Origin of the sequence: Flavobacterium sp. GCM10023249 (genome assembly GCF_042653365.1) — a bacterium.
In the GTDB taxonomy this organism is placed as follows: domain Bacteria; phylum Bacteroidota; class Bacteroidia; order Flavobacteriales; family Flavobacteriaceae; genus Flavobacterium.
In genome coordinates this window covers 368,715-390,160 of record NZ_JBHSHZ010000012.1, presented here as the reverse complement: position 1 = coordinate 390,160, position 21,446 = coordinate 368,715, and the positions used below count along the sequence as shown (strand labels likewise).

Here is a 21,446-nt window from a genome sequence, read left to right as displayed (position 1 = left end):
GTGATATAAAGTTTGTTCTTAAAACTTTCCTACTTCGATTACATCTCATAACTTTGCAAGTTCCAATTATTCTAAATAAATATGGCAGACGATAAAAAACGCAGAGAAGCTTTACTATATCATGCAAAACCGCAACCCGGTAAAATAAAGGTAGTTCCTACTAAAAAATACGCCACACAGAGAGATTTGTCATTGGCGTATTCGCCAGGGGTGGCAGAACCGTGTATTGAAATCGCAAAAGATGTCAATAAAGTTTATAAATATACCGCTAAAGGAAATTTGGTGGCTGTAATTTCTAATGGTACTGCTGTTTTGGGATTGGGAGATATTGGTCCTGAGGCATCAAAACCAGTAATGGAAGGGAAAGCATTGTTGTTTAAAATTTTCTCGGATATTGATGTGTTTGACATTGAAGTGGATGCAACTGATATCGATAAATTTGTAGATACAGTTAAGGCGATTGCGCCAACTTTTGGAGGAATCAATTTAGAAGATATCAAGGCGCCTGAATCTTTCGAAATAGAGAGAAGACTGGTTGAAGAATTGGATATACCTGTAATGCATGATGATCAACATGGTACGGCAATCATTTCCTCGGCAGCATTATTAAATGCATTGGAATTAGCCGAAAAGAATGTCGATGAAATCAAGTTGGTAGTTTCTGGAGCTGGATCTGCTGCATTGGCGTGTGCCAACTTATATGTTTTGTTGGGGGTAAAACCGGAAAACGTCATGATGTTTGACGTAGATGGAATGTTGACCACAAGTAGATCTGATTTGTCAAATCTACAGAAAAGATATGCCAAAGAAGGAAATGCAAAAACTTTAGCAGAAGCACTTGTAGGTGCAGATATGTTTTTAGGACTTTCTGCGGGGAATATTTTAAAGCCGGAAATGTTGTTGACAATGGCCAAAAACCCTATTGTTTTTGCTATGGCTAACCCGGTGCCAGAAATTGATTATAATTTAGCCGTGGCTACTCGTGATGATATCATCATGGCTACTGGCCGCTCCGATTATCCTAATCAGGTGAATAATGTTTTAGGATTTCCTTATATTTTCCGTGGTGCTTTGGATGTAAGAGCAACTAAAATTAACGAAGCAATGAAAATGGCTGCCGTGAAAGCTTTAGCTTCTCTTGCAAAACAATCCGTTCCGGAGCAAGTGAATATTGCTTATGGAGAAACCAAATTGAATTTCGGACGTGACTATATTATCCCTAAACCTTTTGATCCAAGATTAATTTCCGAAGTTGCCCCTGCAGTTGCAAAAGCAGCAATGGAAAGTGGTGTGGCATTAAACCCAATCACCGACTGGGAGCGATACAAAGATGAGTTGTTGGAACGTTTGGGTTCGGATAATAAAATGGTTCGTTTGTTAGCTAATCGTGCTAAAACAGCACCTAAGCGAGTGGTTTTTGCAGAAGCAGATCATTTGGATGTGCTAAAAGCAGCTCAGATTGTTCATGAAGAGGGTATTGGAATACCAGTCTTGTTAGGAAATCGAGAAATTATATTGGAATTAAAAGAAGAATTAGGTTTTGATGCCGAGGTTGAAATTTTAGACCCAAAAACCAAAGAAGAAGATGAACGTAGACTTCGTTTTGCGGAAACTTATTGGCAAGCACGTCGTCGTCGCGGAATTACACTTTTAGATGCACAGAAATGGATGCGTGAACGTAACTATTTTGCAGCTATGATGGTAAATGAAGGAGAAGCGGATGCTTTGGTAACAGGTTATTCACGCAGTTATCCTTCAGTGGTAAAACCAATGATGGAGTTGATTGGCAAGGCTCCTGGGGTAACCCGTATGGCTGCTGCTAATATGATGATGACACCACGTGGTCCCATGTTTCTTTCTGATACGGCAATCAATCCCAATCCATCTGCCGATGATCTAGCAAAAATTGCTTTGATGACCGCTAAAACTGCTAAATTGTTTGGTATTGAGCCAGTTATTGCTATGGTGTCTTTTTCCAATTTTGGATCTTCAAAAGACGAAAGTGCAGCCAAAGTTCGAGAAGCAGTTGCATATTTGCATAACTATTATCCTGATTTGATTGTTGATGGTGAGATTCAAACGGATTTTGCTTTGAACGCAGAAATGTTGAAAAGTAAATTCCCATTCTCTAAATTAGCTGGACATAAAGTAAATACCTTGGTTTTCCCTAACTTGGAATCAGCTAACATTACTTATAAAATGTTGAAAGAATTATACAAAGTAGATTCTATTGGTCCGATTATGTTGGGGATGGATAAGCCGGTACATATTTTTCAATTGGGAGCTAGTGTAGAAGAAATGGTAAATATGGCGGCAGTGGCAGTTGTTGATGCTCAAGAAAAAGAAAAAAGACATAAAAACGCCAGAAAATAACCAGCAGATTCTTTATCGAGAAATCAAGTAGTTGAACTGGAAAATTGATGCTAATTAAAGAAAATTAGTATATTTGGAAGTTAACCAAACTAACTATGATTGCGCATATTCAAGGGAAATTAGTAGAGAAATCACCTACAGAAGTTGTAATTGACTGTAATGGAGTGGGTTACCTTGTTAATATTTCCTTACATACTTTCGGATTGTTGCCAAGTTTAGACTTTGTAAAGCTGTTTACCTGTCTTCTTGTGAAGGAAGATAGTCACACTCTGTATGGCTTTGTTGAAAAATCGGAAAGAGAAATTTTCAAATTGTTACTTTCTGTTTCTGGTATAGGTGCTAATACTGCCCGAACCATGCTTTCGTCATTGGAACCCAGGCAAATTATGAATGCAATCGCTTCGGGGGATGTTGCAACAATTCAATCAATTAAAGGAATTGGAGCCAAAACAGCACAAAGAGCCATTCTTGATTTAAAGGACAAAGTGTTAAAATTGTATGATATTCAGGAAGTTTCGTTACTTCCAAGCAATACAAATCGTGATGAAGCGTTATCTGCTTTGGAGGTTTTAGGTTTTGTTCGAAAAGCTTCCGAAAAAGTTGTAGATAAGATTATTGCAAACTCCCCAGATGCCAGCGTTGAAACTATAATAAAACAAGCCTTAAAAAATTTATAATCCTTGAAAAAGTATATTATTCACCCGGCCAAATTGTTTCATAAATTCAGTAGTTTTATACTGCTTTTCTTTGTTTCGTTTTCCGCTCTTGCTCAGGAAGAGCAGGATACCGTGAAAGGATATAATAAAGGAAAACTGGAAATGCCTAATCCCACAAGTATCCTAGAGGCTTATACTTATGATCCTACTACTGACCGTTATATTTATACCAAAACTTTTGAAGGTTTTAATATTGATTATCCTATTGTTTTAACCCCTGAAGAATACCAAAAATTAATTAGGAGAGAAGCCATCAGGGATTATTTTAAGAAGAAACAAGATGCAGTTGATGGTAAAAAGGAGGCGAGTAAAGATGCTAAGAAAGATTTGTTACCTAGATATTATGTAAATTCTAGTTTTTTTGAATCTATTTTTGGAGGAAACACTATAGATATCAAACCTACAGGTACTGTTGAAGTCGATCTAGGCGTTCGTTATTCAAAACAGGATAATCCTTCTTTTTCGCCAAGAAACCGAAGTACTTTTACATTCGATTTTGATCAACGTATCAGTTTAAGTATGCTGGGTCAAGTCGGGACAAAATTGAAAGTAAACACGAACTATGACACGGAGTCCACTTTTGCTTTTCAGAACTTAATCAAGTTAGAATATACACCAACCGAAGATGATATTTTAAGAAAAATCGAAGTCGGTAATGTAAGTATGCCATTAAACAGTACATTGATTAGAGGTGCACAAAGTTTATTTGGTGTAAAAACTCAATTGCAATTTGGTAAAACTACTGTGACTGGGGTTTTTTCGGAACAAAAATCGCAAACTCGTACTGTTACTTCACAAGGCGGAGGATTGGTTCAAGAATTTGATTTGTTTGGTTTAGAATACGATTCAGATCGTCATTTTTTCCTTTCACAGTACTTCAGAAACCGATATGATGATGCACTTAAACAATATCCTATTATTGATTCCCGTGTTCAAATTACGAGAATAGAAGTTTGGATTACAAATAGACAAAACAGGATTACGACTAGTAATGATGGTAATAACATAAGAAATATTGTTGCACTTCAGGATTTAGGAGAGTCACAATTGAACGGAATTCCCGATTCTCAAGTTATTAGTACTGATACACAGTATTATCCTGATTTTTTTGTTAAACCATTTGACAGTCCTCCAAGCAATGAGAATAACTTGATGGACCCTGCAAAAATATCGCCTGAAGTAGTTACTTTTCCTAATACTTTACCTTCCGGAGAAAGTATATTAAATTTTAAAATTAGAGAGGTTTCAACAGCGAGTGGAGGTTTTAATGTTCCGACAAATACAAATCCTCCAAATCAAACTGTGTTCGCTGAGGGTGTTGACTATTCGAAATTAGAAAATGCTAGAAAATTAACGCCTAATGAATATACTTATCACCCTCAATTGGGTTATATTTCATTAAACCAGCGCTTAACTAACGATGAAGTATTGGCAGTTGCATACCAGTACACTATTGGGGGGGAAGATTATCAAGTTGGAGAGTTCGGTACCGATGGTATAGCTGCAACACAGGTTGATAATAATAACATACCATCGTCCAAAGCATTGATTTTGAAAATGCTAAAAGGAAATTTGACTAATGTGAATAAGCCAATTTGGAACTTAATGATGAAAAATGTTTATCAGATTCCTGGAGCTTACCAACTGGATCCTACTGATTTTAAATTTAACATCTTATATACAGATCCATCTCCATTAAATTACATTACACCAGTTGTTGGGTCAACTTTTCCGGCAGGTCCAACTGTTGAAAATGAAGTTGCAAATACTCCTTTGCTGAGAGTGTTTAATTTGGATAGATTGAATCCGACTAATGATCCTCAATTAAGAGGTGACGGTTTTTTTGATTTTATTCCTGGATTGACAGTTGATTCCCAAAATGCACGAATTATTTTTACTACCGTTGAGCCATTTGGTAAGCTGCTTTATGATAAACTATATGACCCCAGTTTTCCTTCAACGTATGGTGATGAAAATTCGTACAATCCGAATCAGAAAAAATATGTCTTTACAAGTTTGTATAAATCAACACAAGCAATTGCATTACAAGATAGTAATAAAAACAAGTTTCAGTTAAAAGGTAAATTTAAATCATCCGGAGGACAAGGAATTTCTCTTGGAGCGGCGAATGTACCGAGAGGTTCTGTAGTAGTTACGGCCGGAGGACGTGTCTTGCAGGAAGGTATTGATTACACTGTGAATTATCAGGCCGGTAGGGTTGAGATTCTTGATCCTTCACTACAGGCTTCAGGGATACCTATTAATGTTTCAGTTGAAAACAATGCAGTGTTCGGTCAGCAAACTAGAAGATTTGTTGGTTTGAATGTCGAACATAAATTCTCTGATAAGTTTCAAGTGGGCGCTACTGTTTTGAATTTATCGGAAAGGCCGTTTACTCAAAAAACGAATTACGGGCAGGAATCTGTGAACAATACTATTTTTGGTGCTAATGTAAATTTTTCAACTGAAGTGCCGTTTTTTACCAGATTGGTGAATAAATTACCTAATATTGATACCGATGTCCCTTCAAATTTTTCATTCCGTGGTGAAGTAGCGGTTTTGAAACCAAGCACGCCGAAAGCGGACCGTTTCGAAGGAGAATCTACGGTTTATGTAGATGATTTTGAAGGTTCTCAGTCAACAATTGATATGAAATCGCCTTTGGCGTGGTCTTTGTCGAGTGTGCCAACAGGATTTGGTGGGGAATATATTGAAGATGAATTAAGATACGGTTATAAACGTGCAAAATTTTCATGGTATACTATTGACCCCATATTTTATACAGCACAACGCCCCGCAGGGTTGAGTGATAATGATATTTCAAGATATGACACCAGAAGAATTTACAGCCGAGAATTATATCCTGTAACCGATATTGCAGCAGGTGAAACAACAGTGATCAACACGCTTGATTTGACCTATTATCCAACAGAGCGTGGGCCGTATAATTATGAGACATCTTCTATTAATAATACATTATCAAATCCTCAGGATAATTTCGGAGGGATAATGCGTCCAATCACTTCCACCAACTTTGAACAGTCAAATGTGGAGTATATTCAATTCTGGGTTCAGGATCCTTATTTTGAAATCGGTAGCGCCATTAGCAATACCAATACAGGGAAATTGACCTTCCATTTAGGCGAAATTTCGGAGGATGTGTTAAAAGATAGTAAAAAATTATATGAAAACGGATTGCCTGTTCCCGGTTCTAGTCAGGCAGTTTATGATACGAACTGGGGTAAAGTTCCCGCTTCTCAATCTTTGATATATGCATTTGATTCCGATGCTGCAAATAGAAATCGTCAAGACGTTGGTCTAAATGGTTTGAATGATTCAGAAGAAGCTTTGAAACATCCCGAATTCGCAAGTGATCCAGATCCGTCTCAAGATAATTATGAGTACTTTTTAAGTGCTTCTGGTTCAATTACTGATAGATACAAACGCTATAATGGAAATGAGGGCAACTCTCCTGTTGAAGTGACCGATACTAACCGTGGTTCGGTAACCACTCCAGATGTTGAAGATATCAACAGAGATAATACCATGAATACGATTGAGGCATACTATAAATTTACGGTTGATATCAAACCGGATATGAAAGTAGGTGATTTGTATGTTACTGATGTTAGGGAAGGAACTGAAACCATGGCAAATGGTACTACTGTTCCAACAAGATGGGTTCAGTTTAAAATACCGATTGATGTGAATGGTCCGAAAGAAGGTGGGATTTCTGATTTACGTTCCATTCGCTTCATGCGAATGTTGATGCATGGTTTTACAGATAAAGTTACCTTGCGTTTTGGTTCTTTAGACCTTGTAAGAGGTGAATTCAGAAAGTATTTATCATCATTACAGCCAGATGTCGACGATGCACCGGATAATGATTCAACGGGATTTGATGTAATTGGGGTAAATTTAGAAGAGAATACCGAAAGACATCCTATTCGCTATGTTACTCCGCCTGGTGTTCAGCGTGAACAAATGAATAATAATAATACCGTTATAAATCAAAATGAACAGTCTTTGTCTGTGCGTATTTACGATAAAGATAATCCGTTAATGGGAATAAAAGGATTAGAAGGAGGTGACTTAAGAGGCGCTTTTAAAAATGTGAACGTGGATATGCGTCAGTATAAAAAACTGAAAATGTTTATACATGCAGAGGCACTTTCTAGCGACGTTGTTAATAATGATGTTGCTGTTTTAAACCGATTGGCAGATAAGAAAATGTATGGTTTTTTACGTTTTGGTAATGACTTTACTAATAATTTCTACCAAGTGGAAATTCCGTTGAAAATAACCGAGTTCACAGCTTTACAAGTTGAAGGAGATAATCCGGTTGAAAACCCATCTTTAATTTGGCCAGAAGAAAATGAAATTGATCTGAAATTGAATTTACTTTCAAAAATTAAGGCAGCTAGTTTGAAAGCTAGTCCAACTGATCCAAACTTTGATGAAAACGGCATTTATTACATAGAGGAAGATGGATTACGTATCGGTATCAAAGGAAATCCTAATATTGGTTTGGTAAGAACAATGATGTTAGGTGTAAAGAACGGCAATCCAAATGAAGACCAATATATAAGAGGTGAGGTTTGGTTTAACGAGTTGCGTTTGGCTGATATGGATAGTGAAGGAGGTATGGCAGCTATTGCAAGTATGGATACTAATTTTGCCGATTTTATGACAGTTTCAGCAACAGGACGTATGAGTACAATAGGCTTTGGAGGAATTGAACAAAGTCCGAATGAAAGAAGTCGTGAAGATGCCCTAGTGTATGATATTGTTACTAATGTCAATCTAGGTAAATTATTGCCCAAAAAATGGGGAATTAATTTGCCTTTTAACTATGCGGTAGGTGAACAAATTATAACACCTGAATATGATCCTTTATACCAGGATTTGAAGTTGAAAGATGTTTTAAATGCGGCTGATACTGAGGCAGAAAAAGAAGCTATCAAGAAAAGATCTCAAGATTTTACTAAACGAAAAAGTATCAATTTTATAGGTGTTAAAAAGGAAAGAGGATCTGAACAAAAGCAACATTTCTACGATCCTGAAAACCTTACTTTGTCTTATTCTTTTAACGAAGTAGAGCATAGGGATTTTGAAATTGAGGGTATGTTGGATCAACAGGTTAGAACTTCTGTTGATTATGCATATACTTTTAAATCAAAACCTATAGAGCCTTTTAAGAATTCTAAATTCATGAAAAAAAGCAGTTATTGGAAAATGTTGAGTGATTTCAATTTTAATTATCTTCCTTCAAGTGTTAATTTTAGTTCATCAATTTTGCGTCAGTTTAATAAGCAAGAATTTAGAGATGTTGATGTCGTCGGAATTGGATTAGATCCTTTGTATAAACGTAATTTTCTTTTTAATTACAATTACGGATTTAATTACAGCCTTACGAAATCATTGCGCTTAAATTATACAGCAACTACAGGTAATATTGTGCGTAATTATTTAGACGAATTCAATCAGCAAGATCCAGATTTTACAATTTGGGACGACTATTGGAATATTGGTACACCAAATCAACATAATCAACAATTAACCGTTAATTATGAATTACCTATCAACAAACTTCCTTTTTTAGCGTTTGTAAAGTCGGATTATACCTATACTGGAGATTATTCTTGGACACGTGCTTCCATTCAAGCTCAGAATTTTAACGGCTTTAATCTTGGAAATACGATACAAAATGCCAGTTCGCATAAATTGAATTCAGCGTTCAATATGACTACTTTTTATAAATATATCGGATTGATAAAAAGAGCAGAAAAGGCTAAAAATCCAAAGCCGGTTCCGCCAGTCCCAGCACCAAAACCTGGAGAGAAAGTAGTAGCAAAACCTAAAGCTAAGGAAATTAAGCCTAATATTTGGATGGATGGTTTAATCGGTGTGGCGACAAGTATTAAAAATATTCAGATTAATTATACCGAAACGAACGGTACCCAGTTGCCTGGTTATTTACCATCTATTGGTTTTCTTGGATCTTCGAGACCTTCACTCGGATTTGTTTTCGGACTACAGGATGATGTACGCTACGAAGCGGCCAAAAGGGGGTGGTTGACGAATTATCCAGAATTCAATCAAAACTTTACACAAATCAATAATAAACAAATAACAGGAACGGCCAATTTAGAACCATTCCCGGATTTGAAAATTGATTTGACAGCCGATCGTACCATAGCAGAAAATTTCTCGGAACAATATGATGCAGTTGGAGGAGTATACAATGCACGTTCGCCATACAATTATGGTAACTTTTCTATTACAACGAATTTAATCAGTACATCTTTTTCACAAAGTGATGAGTTGTATTCTGAAGCTTTCCAGGAATTTAGAGATAACCGAATTAAAATTGCAAATCGTTTGGCAGAACAACGTTATGGAAATAATATCCCTAGATATGGAGATGTGGCAAATCCAATTCCGTTACCAAGCGATCCAAATTATGCTTTTTATGTGGCTAATGAAGGGTATCCGATTGGATATGGGAAAAATAATCAAGCGGTTTTGCTACCAGCTTTTATGGCTGCATATACTGGGGGAAGTGCCTCAGGGGTTTCTTTGGGTGCTTTCAGAAATTTCCCGATACCAAACTGGACAGTGAAATACACAGGACTTATGCGTTATAAGTTCTTTAAAGATAAATTCAAACGCTTCTCAATTCAACATGGATACAAAGCTGCGTATACTTTGAATTCTTTCCGTTCCAATTTTGAATACGACAAAAATCCGACCGGACAGGATAATAATGGAGTGGGTAATTTCTACAATAAAACCATTATTGCTAATGTAAATTTAACTGAACAATTCAGTCCCTTAGTTCGTTTGGATTTTGAAATGAAAAACTCAATTAAGATTTTGGCCGAGATGAAAAAAGACCGAACTCTATCTTTAAGTTTTGATAATAATTTGTTGACAGAAATGAGAGGAACAGAATACGTTATCGGTTTGGGGTATCGTATCAAGGATGTGAAAATTAAATCTAGTTTAGCAGATAATCCAACAGGAGTCGTTAAAAGTGATATTAATTTGAGAGCCGATTTGTCGTATAGAAATAATAAAACGATTGTACGTAATATCGATTATAACAACAATCAGTTAGGAGGAGGACAGAATTTAATCTCTGCAAAACTTACAGGAGATTATAATTTCAGTAAAAACCTGACAGCCTTGTTCTATTTTGATTATTCGTTCTCAAGAGCGGTAATTTCTACGTCATTCCCTTTAACTAATATACGTTCAGGGTTTACGTTACGATATAATTTTGGTAACTAATCAAAGATTAACAATAAAAATAAACTTGTGAAATAGTAGCAATTTTAATCTATTAATTTTACATTTGTTCGAAATTTAATACACTAAAAAAATGAACATACCAACTAACTTAAAGTACACAAAAGATCACGAATGGGTAAGCATTGAAGGCGATATTGCTACTGTCGGAATTACCGATTTTGCCCAAAAAGAATTAGGAGATATTGTTTATGTTGAAGTAGATACTTTGGATCAAACTTTAAGTAAAGACGAAGTTTTCGGAACAGTTGAAGCCGTTAAGACCGTTTCAGATTTGTTTTTGCCGTTATCTGGTGAAATAGTTGAATTCAATGACGAATTGGAATCGAATCCGGAAACTGTAAACACAGATCCGTACGGAGCAGCTTGGATGATTAAAGTGAAAATTTCTGATGCTTCAGAAATCGACTCATTACTTTCAAGTGATGATTATAAAGCGCTTATTGGCGCCTAGTCAAAAATCGTTTTGGATTGCCCTTTTTTGGACTCTTTTGATTTTTTATCTGAGTTTTAAAAGTCCTTCGGCAATTTCAAAAATTGATTTTTTCCTGGCTGATAAATTGGTTCATTTTAGCTTTTATTTTGGTTTTGTCTTTTTGTGGTATCATTATTTTTATTACAAAAACAAAACTAAGTTGATTGATAAAATAGTATTGGTTGTATTGGCAATTGCCATGGGAATTATCATAGAGTTCATGCAAGGTCATTTTACCACTACAAGACAAGCGGATGTTTTTGACGCGCTTGCAAATTCATTAGGAGCTTTTTTCGGTATTTTGACAGCCGGTATGCTTTTAAAAAAAATAGATACAGAATAAAATTCTTGAAAAAGGATCCTGCTTCGGCAGGATTTTTTTATTTTTATACTCAATAAATTCTTCAAAAAATGGATATCAAGCAATATTTGGATTCGACATATTTAAAAACGGCTGATCAGGCTAATCTGAGCGAAAGTGAAAATCGGGAAGTAGTTCGTAAAGCTATTCAAGAAGCTATAGATGAAGAGTTTAAATTGATTATGATTCGTCCTGATATGGTAAAAATGGCCAAAGAGATGATTCTTAATGCAAATTCTAAATTAGTCATTGGAACAGTTATAGATTTTCCAGAAGGGAAATCAACGTTGGAAGAAAAATTGAATGAAGCCCAAAGAGCCATTGATGATAAAGCCGATGAGTTGGATTATGTGATCAATTATGAGGCTTTTAAAAGAGGAGAAGTGCATCAAATAAAAGAGGAAATACTGTCTTGTACTCGGTTAGGATTGTTGAATCACAAGGTAGTTAAATTTATTATTGAGGTAGCAGCTTTAACCGATGATCAGATTATTCAATTGTCTTCTCTAATTAAAAATACAATTGTTGGGAATTTTTCCGAAAAGGACTATCATAACGTGTTTGTGAAATCGTCGACTGGTTTTTATAAAACAAAAGATGGGATGCCAAATGGGGCTACTATACCTACAATCACTTTGATGCTTGAAAACTCGCATCCGCTTCCGGTTAAAGCGGCTGGAGGCGTGCGTACGTTAGAAGAAGCATTGGAAATGATTAGTTTGGGTGTCAAAAGAATTGGAACATCATCAGCAAAAAACATTGCAGATGGCGATGTAGCTAACGAAAACTATTAATCGATGAAGTATTTCTTCTATTTGATACTTCTTGTATCGCAGTGTGGTCTTTCGCAAATCAATAATTCTGAAAAATTTCCTGTTTTTCCTGGCTGTCAAAACTCCTTGAATCAAGATCTTGAAAATTGTTTTTACAATCAAATCCAAGATTTTGTCTATACAAACTTTCAAATTCCTGAAGTTGTAAAGCAAAAAGAGTTTAAAGGTAAAGTGATCACGCTCTTTGAAGTGGATTCGACAGGTGTCTTTAAAGTACAATATGTAGATGCTATGTATGTGGAATTGGCCGATGAAACGAAAAGAGTTTTTTCATTGTTGCCTAAAATTGAACCTGCTACCTACAATGGAAAACCTACGTATGCGAAATACAGTATGCAGATTGCAATTCCGTTACAAAGCGCAGCGGAATTGGAGCAACAAAAAAGACAAAATTCGATATTGAATTCAACGGATGCTGGATTGAAAGGGGAAAATGCTGAATTCGAAAATGTTACAAAAGAGTATGCCGAATTTATCAATCCTCACTTAGCCAGTAATCTTAATGTCCCTTTTTCACATAGCTTTTATTCTCAGTTTGATGATGAGATGAATCAGGTGGGAACGAATAGTCATACAGGTTCTAAGCCTTTTACTTATGCGGAGGTTTCTAAGTATTATAATTTGAATGAAGCGTATAAAAAAATAGAATTGAGTAAATCAAGTTGGTTGGGAAGGAAATTATTCAATGAAAACTTAGTAGCAATTCAAGGTAAAGACTATTGGTTTACCATGAATCCTATCTTAGATTTACGCTTAGGGAAAGCGGATCCCAGTGCCGAAAGTTATACGTTTGTGAATACACGTGCTATACAGATTCAAGGAGGTTTGGGTAGTCAGTTTAATTTTACTGCTAGTGTTTTTGAAAGCCAAGGTGTTTTTGCGGATTATTACAATCGGTATGCAACTTCTATTAGACCGGCAGGAGGAAATCCAGCAATTATTCCGGGTATTGGTATTGCAAAAGGATTTAAGGATACTAATTTTGATTTTCCGTCAGCTGATGCTAATATCACTTATGCACCTAGTAAGTTTTTTAATCTTCAATTAGGGTATAGTCGGAATTTTATTGGAGATGGCTATCGCTCACTTTTACAAGGAGATGGAGCTAGTCCGTATCCTTTCTTTAAAATCAATACGACTTTTTGGAAAATTAAATACACCAACACGTATATGTGGTTGAAGGATGTTCGAGATGATGTTACTGTTGAGCGTACTTATGCGACAAAATTTATGGCAAACCACTATTTGAGTTGGAATGTCAGCAAGAAATGGAATTTAGGTTTCTTTGAGTCGGTAGTTTGGGCAAATACAAACGATAGAGGTTTTGATTTGAGCTTTGTGAATCCCGTTATTTTCTTTAGATCGGTTGAGTTTACTTCTTCTTCCAGAAGCGGTAATGCTGTTTTGGGTCTGACTTCTAAATTTAAGTGGAACAACTCGATTAATTTATATGGACAATTCCTGTTGGATGAATTCTCTTTGGGCGATATTAAAGCAGGAGAAAAAAGTTGGCGAAATAAATACGGTTACCAATTGGGAGCAAAATATTATAATGCATTTGGTGTGCCCAATCTTTTTCTTCAAGCCGAGTATAATAGGGTAAGGCCTTACACTTATGCGCATAGTAATCCTTTAACGAATTATGGGCATAATAACCAGAGTATGGGACACAATTGGGGTTCTAACTTTAATGAGTTGACAGGTATTGCGCGTTATACTAAAGGGAGATTGTTTGCTAACTTGCAGTTGAGTGTTGGTGTACGTGGTTTGGATTTTGATTCGGTTTCAGATGATTTGAATTATGGGTCAAATATTTACAAGGATTATGATGATGACAGGGCTTTTGAAAAAGGCGTGGAAGTAGGGCAAGGGAATAATACAAAGGTGTTTCTTGCGGATTTTCAGGCAGGTTATTTGGTTAATCCTCAAACCAATTTGAAGGTTTTTGGAAATGTATTATATAGAAGTTTATCGCCAGAGGTTGATACAGCATCAGTTTTTAAAGAAAATACAACATGGTTCAGTGTTGGATTGAGAGCTGATGTGTTCAACTGGTATTTTGATTATTAAAATAGATGAAAGTACTATTGATGTCATTGCTGATATTGTTTACTAATTACGATCAGCTTAAAAACGAGTTGAAACAATTTAAAGAAAGTAGCAAAAAGGAATATGTTGTAAGTGCAAACAAAGCAGAGGTGTTAAAAAAAACTGGAAAAAGGTTTACGAAAGATTTCACCGATAAAATACTGCCGGAATGGTACTCTACTCCATGGACATTTACGGGTCATACTGAAAAACCGAAAGTTGGAAGTGTTGCTTGTGGGTATTTTGTTTCGACAACGTTGAGAGATGCAGGGTTTAATCTAAATCGGTTCAAATTAGCACAGATGGCGCCTTATGATGAGGCGAAGACAATTGCTTGCGGTGATTCGGTTAAGGTGTTTGCGAATTTTAATAAGACCAAATTTATTGCAGAGATGCAAAATTATGAAGACGGGTTGTATTTTGTAGGCTTGGATTTTCATGTTGGATTTATACTAAAATCTTCAGACCAAATTTATTTTATTCATTCGAATTATATCGGTAAAGTTGGGGTAATGAAAGAAGCTGTTGCAGATTCTAAAGCGATTGAAAGTGAATCGTACTATATTTGTTCGATTTCTAACAATAAGAAATTGATGCGAAAATGGCTTTTGAGTGAAAAAATCAACTACTAATTAATTTTGAGTAAGCAGTTGAGTTGATTAATTGATCTTAGAATTTGCCTTCTTTGTTTGTTATTTTTAATTAATGGTGTCTAAATTTGATTTTTACCATCGCTTCTTCCTATCTTTGCACCGATTTTTAAACTAATTGCCTTGAGCACTTCACAACCGTCATTTACACTAAAATCTGTATTTGTTGATTTCAAAGAAATTACCAAAGCAGGTCTTGCCATTAGCGTGGTTTTTTCTTCAATTGCTGGGTACTTATTGGGTGTGGATGAATTTGGTTCTCATGAAATCAAGATTTTAATCATGTTGGCCTTAGGAGGTTATTGTATGGTTGGTGCTTCCAATGCTTATAATCAAATCATAGAACGTGATTTGGATAAGTTAATGGACAGAACCAAAAACAGGCCAATTCCTTCAGGTAGAATGTCAGTGAGAGCAGCATTTGTCATTGCAACATTGCTTACTTTGGCAGGAATCGTAATTCTTTATAATATCAACGAGAAATCAGCCATGTTTGGCGCGATTTCAATTTTTTTATACACAAGTGTATATACGCCTTTAAAAACTAAAACGCCATTGGCGGTTTTTGTTGGAGCATTTCCTGGAGCTATTCCATTTATGTTGGGGTGGGTTGCTGCTACTGGTGAATTCGGAATCGAAGCAGGTACTTTGTTTTTAATTCAGTTTTTTTGGCAATTCCCTCATTTTTGGGCCATAGGTTGGTTTTTGTTTGAAGACTATAAAAAAGGTGGTTTTTTTATGTTGCCTACCGGAAATAGGGATAAAGCAACTGCGATGCAAGTGATGTTGTATACATTGTGGTTGGTGGTGGCTTCAATCTTGCCATCATTTGGGTATACCGGACAGTTATATTTAACAAAGGTTTCGACTGTAATTGTTTTGTTGCTCGGTATTTGGATGTTGTACTATGCTATGAGGTTGTATAAGTTTCAAAGTGATAAATCGGCTAAAAGTCTGATGTTAGTGAGTGTTTCATACATATCATTGCTTCAGTTAGTATATATATTGGATAAATTTTTGAGATAATATGGAAATGACCATTCAGGAGGAAAAGATAAGAAAAGAACGTTCGGCGAAATTATTATTGTACTTCGCAATTGTGAGTATGTTTATGATGTTTGCTGGACTTACAAGTGCTTATTTGGTGAGTGCTTCCCGTAAAGACTGGAATCATGAAATGCATTTACCACCAGCATTTACGATTAGTACCTTGTTGATTTTTGTAAGTAGTTTTACGATTCATTTTGCACTGCGCGCAATGAAATCTGACGACAGGAATAAAACAACGATGTTATTGTGGGTAACAATGGTGCTGGGTATAGCTTTTGTTTTCTTTCAATTTAAGGGTTTTGGCGAGTTGGTAGCGCAAGGGTTTTTCTTTACAGGAAGCGGTAGTTCTATTACGGCAACTTTTTTATATATTTTGACCGTTTTGCATCTAGCGCACCTATTTGCGGGATTAATTTCGCTTTTAATCATAATTTATAATCATTATAAACAAAAATATAATGCTTCGCAAACCCTTGGTATAGAGCTTGGTGCAATATTTTGGCATTTTCTCGATATTTTGTGGATATTATTGTTTTTGTTTTTATATTTCGTGTAAAAATAAAAAAACGTAAATTTGACAACTTTTTAATATTATTTCTATGGCAACGACAGTTACTACAAGTACTGAAGGTAAAGTTTGGGGCGGCGGAAACGAACCAATGGGAGTAAGCTACGGTAAAATGATGATGTGGTTTTTCATCGTATCGGATGCTTTAACTTTTTCGGGATTCCTTGCTGCTTACGGTTTTTCAAGATTTAAATTTATTGAAACTTGGCCTTTGGCCGATGAAGTTTTCACGCACTTCCCTTTTATGCATGGTGTTGCTGCACCTATGTATTATGTAGCGTTGATGACGTTTATTCTGATTTTCTCTTCTGTAACTATGGTATTAGCTGTGGATGCAGGACATCAAATGGATAAAAAGAAAGTTACGTTATACATGTTTCTGACTATTATCGGAGGTTTAATCTTCGTTGGTTCACAAGCATGGGAGTGGAAAAACTTTATTAAAGGTGAACATGGTGCAATTGAAACGCATGGTGGTTCATTGTTACAGTTTGTTAAAGAAGATAAAGCCCATCCTGGAAAATATGTTAGAGTAAGTTTGGGAGAATTTGCTTCTACTACAGCTGAAGAAAGAGTTCAACACAAACGTAGTAACGGATTATGGTTTACAGATGAAGCTTCTTTGACTTCGGTATCTGTTAATCAGGTTGTAGAAGGTTTCAAGGCAAATGAAGCTATTTTAGTGCGTTCAGAAAAAATTGACGCTAAGAATAAATCAAAAGTAGTTTTGTCAAGAGAAGAGTCTTTGGAATTAGTTGAAAACGCTAAATATGTTGTAGAGGGAGCTAACTTAAAACGTAATGAATACGGAAACAGATTGTTTGCAGATTTCTTCTTCTTCATTACAGGATTCCACGGTTTCCACGTATTTTCTGGTGTAGTAATTAATATTATCATTTTCTTAAATGTTTTATTGGGTACTTATGAGAGAAGAGGAAGCTATGAAATGGTTGAAAAAGTTGGTTTATACTGGCACTTTGTCGATTTAGTGTGGGTATTCGTATTTACATTCTTCTATTTAGTGTAATTTAAAAGTTTAAAGTATTATGGGACACGCACACGAATCAAACGTAGGTAGAATCTGGAAAGTTTTTGGAATTTTATCTGTTATCACAATAGTAGAGGTTGCTTTGGGTATCTACAAGCCACACAGTTTACACTTTACAAACTTCTTAGGAATGAATTTGTTGAACTGGATTTTCATCATTTTAACAATTGCGAAAGCATACGGAATTATGTGGGCTTTCATGCACCTTGAAGGTGAAGCAGCAACGCTTCGTTGGTCTATTGTTGGGCCGCTAGTATTTTTGATTATCTATTTGGTTTTCATTTTATTGGTTGAAGCAGACTATATTTATGAGATTTTTAAAAATTCAACGATTAAGTGGAATTTTTAACAACATATTAATTCAATTTAAATCCCGATTCGTCGGGATTTTTTTATTTTTGTACTCTCTAATACACTCTTTTCTGATGCAGAAAAAAATAATCTTACTTGTCCTTTTAGCTTTGCCCATTATAATCTATATGATTTTTGCCTCGGCAACGCACAATCAGCTTTTTTTACCTACGATTTCTAAAAATAATTTAGAATTACCACAATGGAAAAGTATTGATGGAAAACCAGTAGTGCTGAAAAATAAAATTACAGTATTAGGTTTTTTGGGAGACAATGTCAAAAAAAATCAAGGCAATGTCTTTAATCTAAACCAAAAAATTTATGATAAATATGTTGGATTTAAAGATTTTCAAGTAGTTTTTGTGGCTCAGGAAGGAACAGAGGCGCAAGTGGAAGAATTGCTTGATAAATTGGCTGCATTCACTGATAATATGTCGGGATACAAAATTGTTTTTGCTAAGCCAATTGAAATTCAAACGTTTTATGATTCTTTTGATTTGGTAAATAAATTAGATGGCAATTTGAGTACATCACAAGTGATTATTTTAGACAAAGACAAAAACCACAGAGGTAGAAAAGGAAAAAATAAAGCCGGAAAAGAGGAATACAGAGAAGGGTACAATACAACTTCTGCGGCCGATTTACATAATGAAATGACCGATGATGTAAAAATCTTATTAAGAGAATACCGATTGGCGCTAAAACGTAATAAATCCAAACAAGATTTTCGTCTTCACGAAAAAAAATAGACATGAAAAATAAATCATACATAGGAATGTCATTTGTGATTCTGGTTTTCGGAATCATTTTTATACCAAAAATTGTATCTCGTATTAAAAACAATGACGTGGTTAAAGGAGATCGATTGAACAGAGTTGAAGCCGATGGCTCTATTAAAAGTGATTTGTATACCATTGGTAAAGCGCCAAAATTCAATCTTACAAATCAGAAAGGGGAATCTGTAACCAACGATTTTTATAGCGGAAAAGTATATGTGGTCGAGTTTTTCTTTTCCACTTGTCCAACGATTTGTCCGATTATGAATAAAAACATGAAATTTGTGCAAGAAAGCTTTGCTTCTAATGCCAATTTCGGAATTGCCTCAATTACAATCAATCCTGAAACAGATACACCAGCAACCTTAAAAGCTCATGCGGAAACTATTGGTGCTAAAGGTATGAATTGGAATTTCTTGACAGGCGATCAGAAAGCTATTTATGAAATTGCTCAAAAAGGTTTCAATATGTATGTAGGACAAAACAAAAAAGTAGCTGGTGGTTTCGAACATTCCGGCCTATTTGCACTTGTTGATAAAGAAGGAAATATTCGCTGCCGTAAAGACGATTTTGGTAATCCGATCGTTTACTATGACGGGTTGAAAGAAGAAGGAGTTAAACAATTAAAACAAGATATCTCAAAATTATTAGCTGAATAATGGAAAATTCTACAGAAAAAAAATACAACGTTTGGATTACAATTTTATCAATTGCCATTCCTTTGGTAGTGGCTTTATTGTTTAAAGTGAAATTAAAGGATTTCGGTGTTGATGTGAAACCATTGTCTTTTTTGCCACCTATTTATGCAACAATTAACGGAATTACGGCTGTTGTGTTGGTTTGGGCTGTAGTGGCTATAAAAAACGGCAATAGAAAATTACATGAGACTTTAATGAAGACTGCAATTGGTTTGTCAGTTGCTTTTCTTGGAATGTATGTAGCCTATCATATGACGGCAGATGCGACAAAATATGGAGGAGAAGGAGTTATGAAGGCAATTTATTTCTTCATTTTAATTACCCATATTACATTGTCAATTGTGATTATCCCTATGGTGTTAGTAACTTACGTTCGTGCGCTTGCAGAGCGTTTTGATAAACATAAAAAATTAGCTAAAATTACTTTTCCAATTTGGTTGTATGTGGCTGTTACTGGAGTTGTTGTGTATTTAATGATTTCGCCGTATTATGCTCACTAAAAGTAAAAATGTTTCTTTAGGTATTGCTTTTTTGCTGATTTCTGTTGTGTCCAATGCGCAATGTGCCATGTGCAGAGCTTCATTGGAAAGTTCTGGCGATACAAGTCAAGGAGAAGCAGTAAATGACGGCATAGTCTATTTAATGGCCATTCCGTATATATTGGTCGCAATTATGGCGTACGTTATCTATAGAATGTACACCAAGAAAAAGGAAGAGTAATAAATTACATTCCGTTAATGTTTACTCTTACATTACCGGTAATGTTTAAAAAAGCAACGATTCCTGTATTGGTTAATTGGACTTTTTCGAATACGATATCATTCATTTTTCCATTCACAAAAACACCAGGCATAGGCGAATAATTATTCAAATATTTGAGAATATTCTTCTTGCCTTCCTCTAAATTGGTTTGAATGGAATATCGACAATTTTCCTTGAGTTTTAATAAAATCATGCTCTGAAAAAGCCAATTGGCAGATTTCATCAGTCGGCTTTTTGTTTCTAAAGCATAATCCAAGTCGTCAAAAAACAACTCTTTAGTATCTGGATTGTAATGTGGGAATCCAGCCAAATAAATTCTTCCGTTTATGCTGCCAATCATATCTAGGGCAATAATCATCTTGCCTTTTTTGTGCCATATCTCCACATTCTGAATGGTTATTTTTCGTTTTCCAGAAGCAAATACTTTTCCTTTGAAATTTTCATTCATGATACGGGAAGCATCTTGATAGCTGGACACCGCAACAATATTAGCCACAACTTTATCGGGTAAATTTCCAATAGGTTTTAGTGTCATCTTGCTTTTGTCATAGGCAGGTTTGGGCTTTTGACCAATGAATGATTCCATCAAACACTTTAGTCCGACATTCATGTTTACAGCTTTTTTTTCCAATTTGGCTTCAGTAGCATATAATTCTTGTGGGGTAACTTTTAGCCAAGTTTTGTAGGTTGGACTCATTTCTACAGGTTCTGCCACCTTTTGCATCATTTCCAATATATTCGATTTGAAGTCCAATGTTTTTCCCATCGAATCGTCAATCATTCGCTCTATTTTGGATTTGAAAATGCGTATGGTCGGATTGATCAAATAGGTGATTTTCATATCTCTGCCGGCAATGGAAATGGTCGGACTTTCGTTCCAATGGATGTCTTGTAATTCGGTTTGAGTTGTCACTTTCCAATTGTTCATTTGGATATCACTTAAAAGTGTAACCGTTCCATTCAAATTGAATTCTCTTGTGTCAAATAAGTTTAACCCTAAAGCCGAAGTACCATATTTTACTTTGGCCCATATTTTAAGTGGTACGATGGTTTTTAGTTTGTGATTGTCTTCCGAAATCAAAATGGGTGCATTTTTCCAAATCTTTATTTCCGTATTGTCATCATCTAAGATTGTGTCATTATAAATTAACCCGTTAAGCGCATTGTTGGTTTGTTTTTCAATGTCTTTAATGGTAAGATTTATAGGGAAACTGATATAAGAAGATGTAATGGGATATTTGATTGGGGGAGCTTCGTCGGGTTCTGGTTTCATCAGTTCAATTTTCTGTGTTGTTGAACAACTGTTGAATAATAATCCCATCATAATGAAGCTTATAGCGAATAAAAATCTTTTCATACTTTCTAGTTGGTCAACAAATGTATAAT

The 21,446-nt window shown here is 35.4% G+C and carries 17 protein-coding genes; 16 read left to right on the top strand and 1 reads right to left on the bottom strand.

Features of this window, described 5'->3' with window-relative positions:
- Positions 1 to 81: 81 nt before the first annotated feature.
- The 16 genes from ACFO7M_RS12525 (at position 82) to ACFO7M_RS12450 (ending at position 20,018) form a co-directional block, all read left to right on the top strand.
- Entirely contained in the window at positions 82 to 2,373 is a 2,292-nt protein-coding gene (locus ACFO7M_RS12525) for an NADP-dependent malic enzyme (protein WP_379735962.1), read from the top strand.
- Positions 2,374 to 2,468: 95 nt separating this feature from the next.
- On the top strand, positions 2,469 to 3,050 hold the full coding sequence (gene ruvA / locus ACFO7M_RS12520) for a Holliday junction branch migration protein RuvA (RefSeq protein ID WP_379735960.1): 582 nt from the start codon (positions 2,469 to 2,471) through the stop codon (positions 3,048 to 3,050).
- Positions 3,051 to 3,053: 3 nt separating this feature from the next.
- Positions 3,054 to 10,382 carry a cell surface protein SprA gene (gene sprA / locus ACFO7M_RS12515; protein ID WP_379735958.1) on the top strand — a complete coding sequence of 2,443 codons (7,329 nt, stop codon included), beginning with the start codon at positions 3,054 to 3,056 and terminating at the stop codon, positions 10,380 to 10,382.
- Between the two features lie 91 nt (positions 10,383 to 10,473).
- Entirely contained in the window at positions 10,474 to 10,854 is a 381-nt protein-coding gene (gene gcvH / locus ACFO7M_RS12510; protein ID WP_379716764.1) for a glycine cleavage system protein GcvH, read from the top strand.
- Positions 10,793 to 11,218: a VanZ family protein gene (locus ACFO7M_RS12505; RefSeq protein WP_379735956.1), complete on the top strand. Its 426-nt coding sequence runs from the start codon at positions 10,793 to 10,795 to the stop codon at positions 11,216 to 11,218. Before gcvH ends, ACFO7M_RS12505 begins: the two co-directional genes overlap by 62 nt.
- A gap of 68 nt (positions 11,219 to 11,286) precedes the next feature.
- The gene (gene deoC, locus ACFO7M_RS12500) at positions 11,287 to 12,030 is read left to right on the top strand and encodes a deoxyribose-phosphate aldolase (RefSeq protein ID WP_379716759.1); all 744 of its coding nucleotides are present in this window, start codon (positions 11,287 to 11,289) and stop codon (positions 12,028 to 12,030) included.
- 3 nt (positions 12,031 to 12,033) lie between these two features.
- Positions 12,034 to 14,139, top strand: a complete 2,106-nt coding sequence (locus tag ACFO7M_RS12495) for a gliding motility protein RemB (RefSeq protein WP_379735954.1) — start codon at positions 12,034 to 12,036, stop codon at positions 14,137 to 14,139.
- A gap of 5 nt (positions 14,140 to 14,144) precedes the next feature.
- Positions 14,145 to 14,789 (top strand): hypothetical protein, encoded by a 645-nt coding sequence (locus tag ACFO7M_RS12490; RefSeq protein ID WP_379716753.1) that lies wholly within the window; start codon positions 14,145 to 14,147, stop codon positions 14,787 to 14,789.
- 141 nt (positions 14,790 to 14,930) lie between these two features.
- Positions 14,931 to 15,833, top strand: coding sequence for a heme o synthase (gene cyoE, locus ACFO7M_RS12485; RefSeq protein WP_379735953.1), 903 nt, complete (start codon positions 14,931 to 14,933; stop codon positions 15,831 to 15,833).
- A gap of 1 nt (position 15,834) precedes the next feature.
- Positions 15,835 to 16,413 carry a cytochrome c oxidase subunit 3 gene (locus tag ACFO7M_RS12480; protein ID WP_379735951.1) on the top strand — a complete coding sequence of 193 codons (579 nt, stop codon included), beginning with the start codon at positions 15,835 to 15,837 and terminating at the stop codon, positions 16,411 to 16,413.
- A 43-nt stretch (positions 16,414 to 16,456) separates the two neighbouring features.
- Complete coding sequence (locus tag ACFO7M_RS12475; protein WP_379716745.1) at positions 16,457 to 17,452, top strand: cytochrome c oxidase subunit 3; 996 nt, start codon at positions 16,457 to 16,459, stop codon at positions 17,450 to 17,452.
- A 19-nt stretch (positions 17,453 to 17,471) separates the two neighbouring features.
- The gene (locus ACFO7M_RS12470) at positions 17,472 to 17,822 is read left to right on the top strand and encodes a cytochrome C oxidase subunit IV family protein (RefSeq protein ID WP_379716742.1); all 351 of its coding nucleotides are present in this window, start codon (positions 17,472 to 17,474) and stop codon (positions 17,820 to 17,822) included.
- A gap of 76 nt (positions 17,823 to 17,898) precedes the next feature.
- On the top strand, positions 17,899 to 18,573 hold the full coding sequence (locus ACFO7M_RS12465; RefSeq protein WP_379716739.1) for a hypothetical protein: 675 nt from the start codon (positions 17,899 to 17,901) through the stop codon (positions 18,571 to 18,573).
- Positions 18,574 to 18,575: 2 nt separating this feature from the next.
- A complete protein-coding gene (locus tag ACFO7M_RS12460) occupies positions 18,576 to 19,259 on the top strand; it encodes an SCO family protein (protein WP_379735949.1) in 684 nt (227 codons plus the stop codon).
- Entirely contained in the window at positions 19,259 to 19,798 is a 540-nt protein-coding gene (locus tag ACFO7M_RS12455) for a DUF420 domain-containing protein (protein WP_379735947.1), read from the top strand. Before ACFO7M_RS12460 ends, ACFO7M_RS12455 begins: the two co-directional genes overlap by 1 nt.
- Positions 19,788 to 20,018, top strand: a complete 231-nt coding sequence (locus ACFO7M_RS12450; RefSeq protein ID WP_379735946.1) for a hypothetical protein — start codon at positions 19,788 to 19,790, stop codon at positions 20,016 to 20,018. Before ACFO7M_RS12455 ends, ACFO7M_RS12450 begins: the two co-directional genes overlap by 11 nt.
- A gap of 4 nt (positions 20,019 to 20,022) precedes the next feature.
- Here the strand turns inward: ACFO7M_RS12450 and ACFO7M_RS12445 are convergent, their stop codons facing one another.
- Positions 20,023 to 21,417: a DUF4403 family protein gene (locus ACFO7M_RS12445; RefSeq protein ID WP_379735944.1), complete on the bottom strand. Its 1,395-nt coding sequence runs from the start codon at positions 21,415 to 21,417 to the stop codon at positions 20,023 to 20,025.
- Positions 21,418 to 21,446 lie beyond the last annotated feature (29 nt).

Coding starts and splice junctions, on each gene's coding strand:
- ACFO7M_RS12525 (WP_379735962.1), top strand. CDS start 82: ATGGCAGACGATAAAAAACGCAGAGAAGCTTTACTATATCATGCAAAA.
- ruvA (WP_379735960.1), top strand. CDS start 2,469: ATGATTGCGCATATTCAAGGGAAATTAGTAGAGAAATCACCTACAGAA.
- gcvH (WP_379716764.1), top strand. CDS start 10,474: ATGAACATACCAACTAACTTAAAGTACACAAAAGATCACGAATGGGTA.
- ACFO7M_RS12505 (WP_379735956.1), top strand. CDS start 10,793: ATGCTTCAGAAATCGACTCATTACTTTCAAGTGATGATTATAAAGCGC.
- deoC (WP_379716759.1), top strand. CDS start 11,287: ATGGATATCAAGCAATATTTGGATTCGACATATTTAAAAACGGCTGAT.
- ACFO7M_RS12495 (WP_379735954.1), top strand. CDS start 12,034: ATGAAGTATTTCTTCTATTTGATACTTCTTGTATCGCAGTGTGGTCTT.
- ACFO7M_RS12490 (WP_379716753.1), top strand. CDS start 14,145: ATGAAAGTACTATTGATGTCATTGCTGATATTGTTTACTAATTACGAT.
- ACFO7M_RS12480 (WP_379735951.1), top strand. CDS start 15,835: ATGGAAATGACCATTCAGGAGGAAAAGATAAGAAAAGAACGTTCGGCG.
- ACFO7M_RS12475 (WP_379716745.1), top strand. CDS start 16,457: ATGGCAACGACAGTTACTACAAGTACTGAAGGTAAAGTTTGGGGCGGC.
- ACFO7M_RS12470 (WP_379716742.1), top strand. CDS start 17,472: ATGGGACACGCACACGAATCAAACGTAGGTAGAATCTGGAAAGTTTTT.
- ACFO7M_RS12465 (WP_379716739.1), top strand. CDS start 17,899: ATGCAGAAAAAAATAATCTTACTTGTCCTTTTAGCTTTGCCCATTATA.
- ACFO7M_RS12460 (WP_379735949.1), top strand. CDS start 18,576: ATGAAAAATAAATCATACATAGGAATGTCATTTGTGATTCTGGTTTTC.
- ACFO7M_RS12455 (WP_379735947.1), top strand. CDS start 19,259: ATGGAAAATTCTACAGAAAAAAAATACAACGTTTGGATTACAATTTTA.
- ACFO7M_RS12450 (WP_379735946.1), top strand. CDS start 19,788: ATGCTCACTAAAAGTAAAAATGTTTCTTTAGGTATTGCTTTTTTGCTG.
- ACFO7M_RS12445 (WP_379735944.1), bottom strand. CDS start 21,417: ATGAAAAGATTTTTATTCGCTATAAGCTTCATTATGATGGGATTATTA.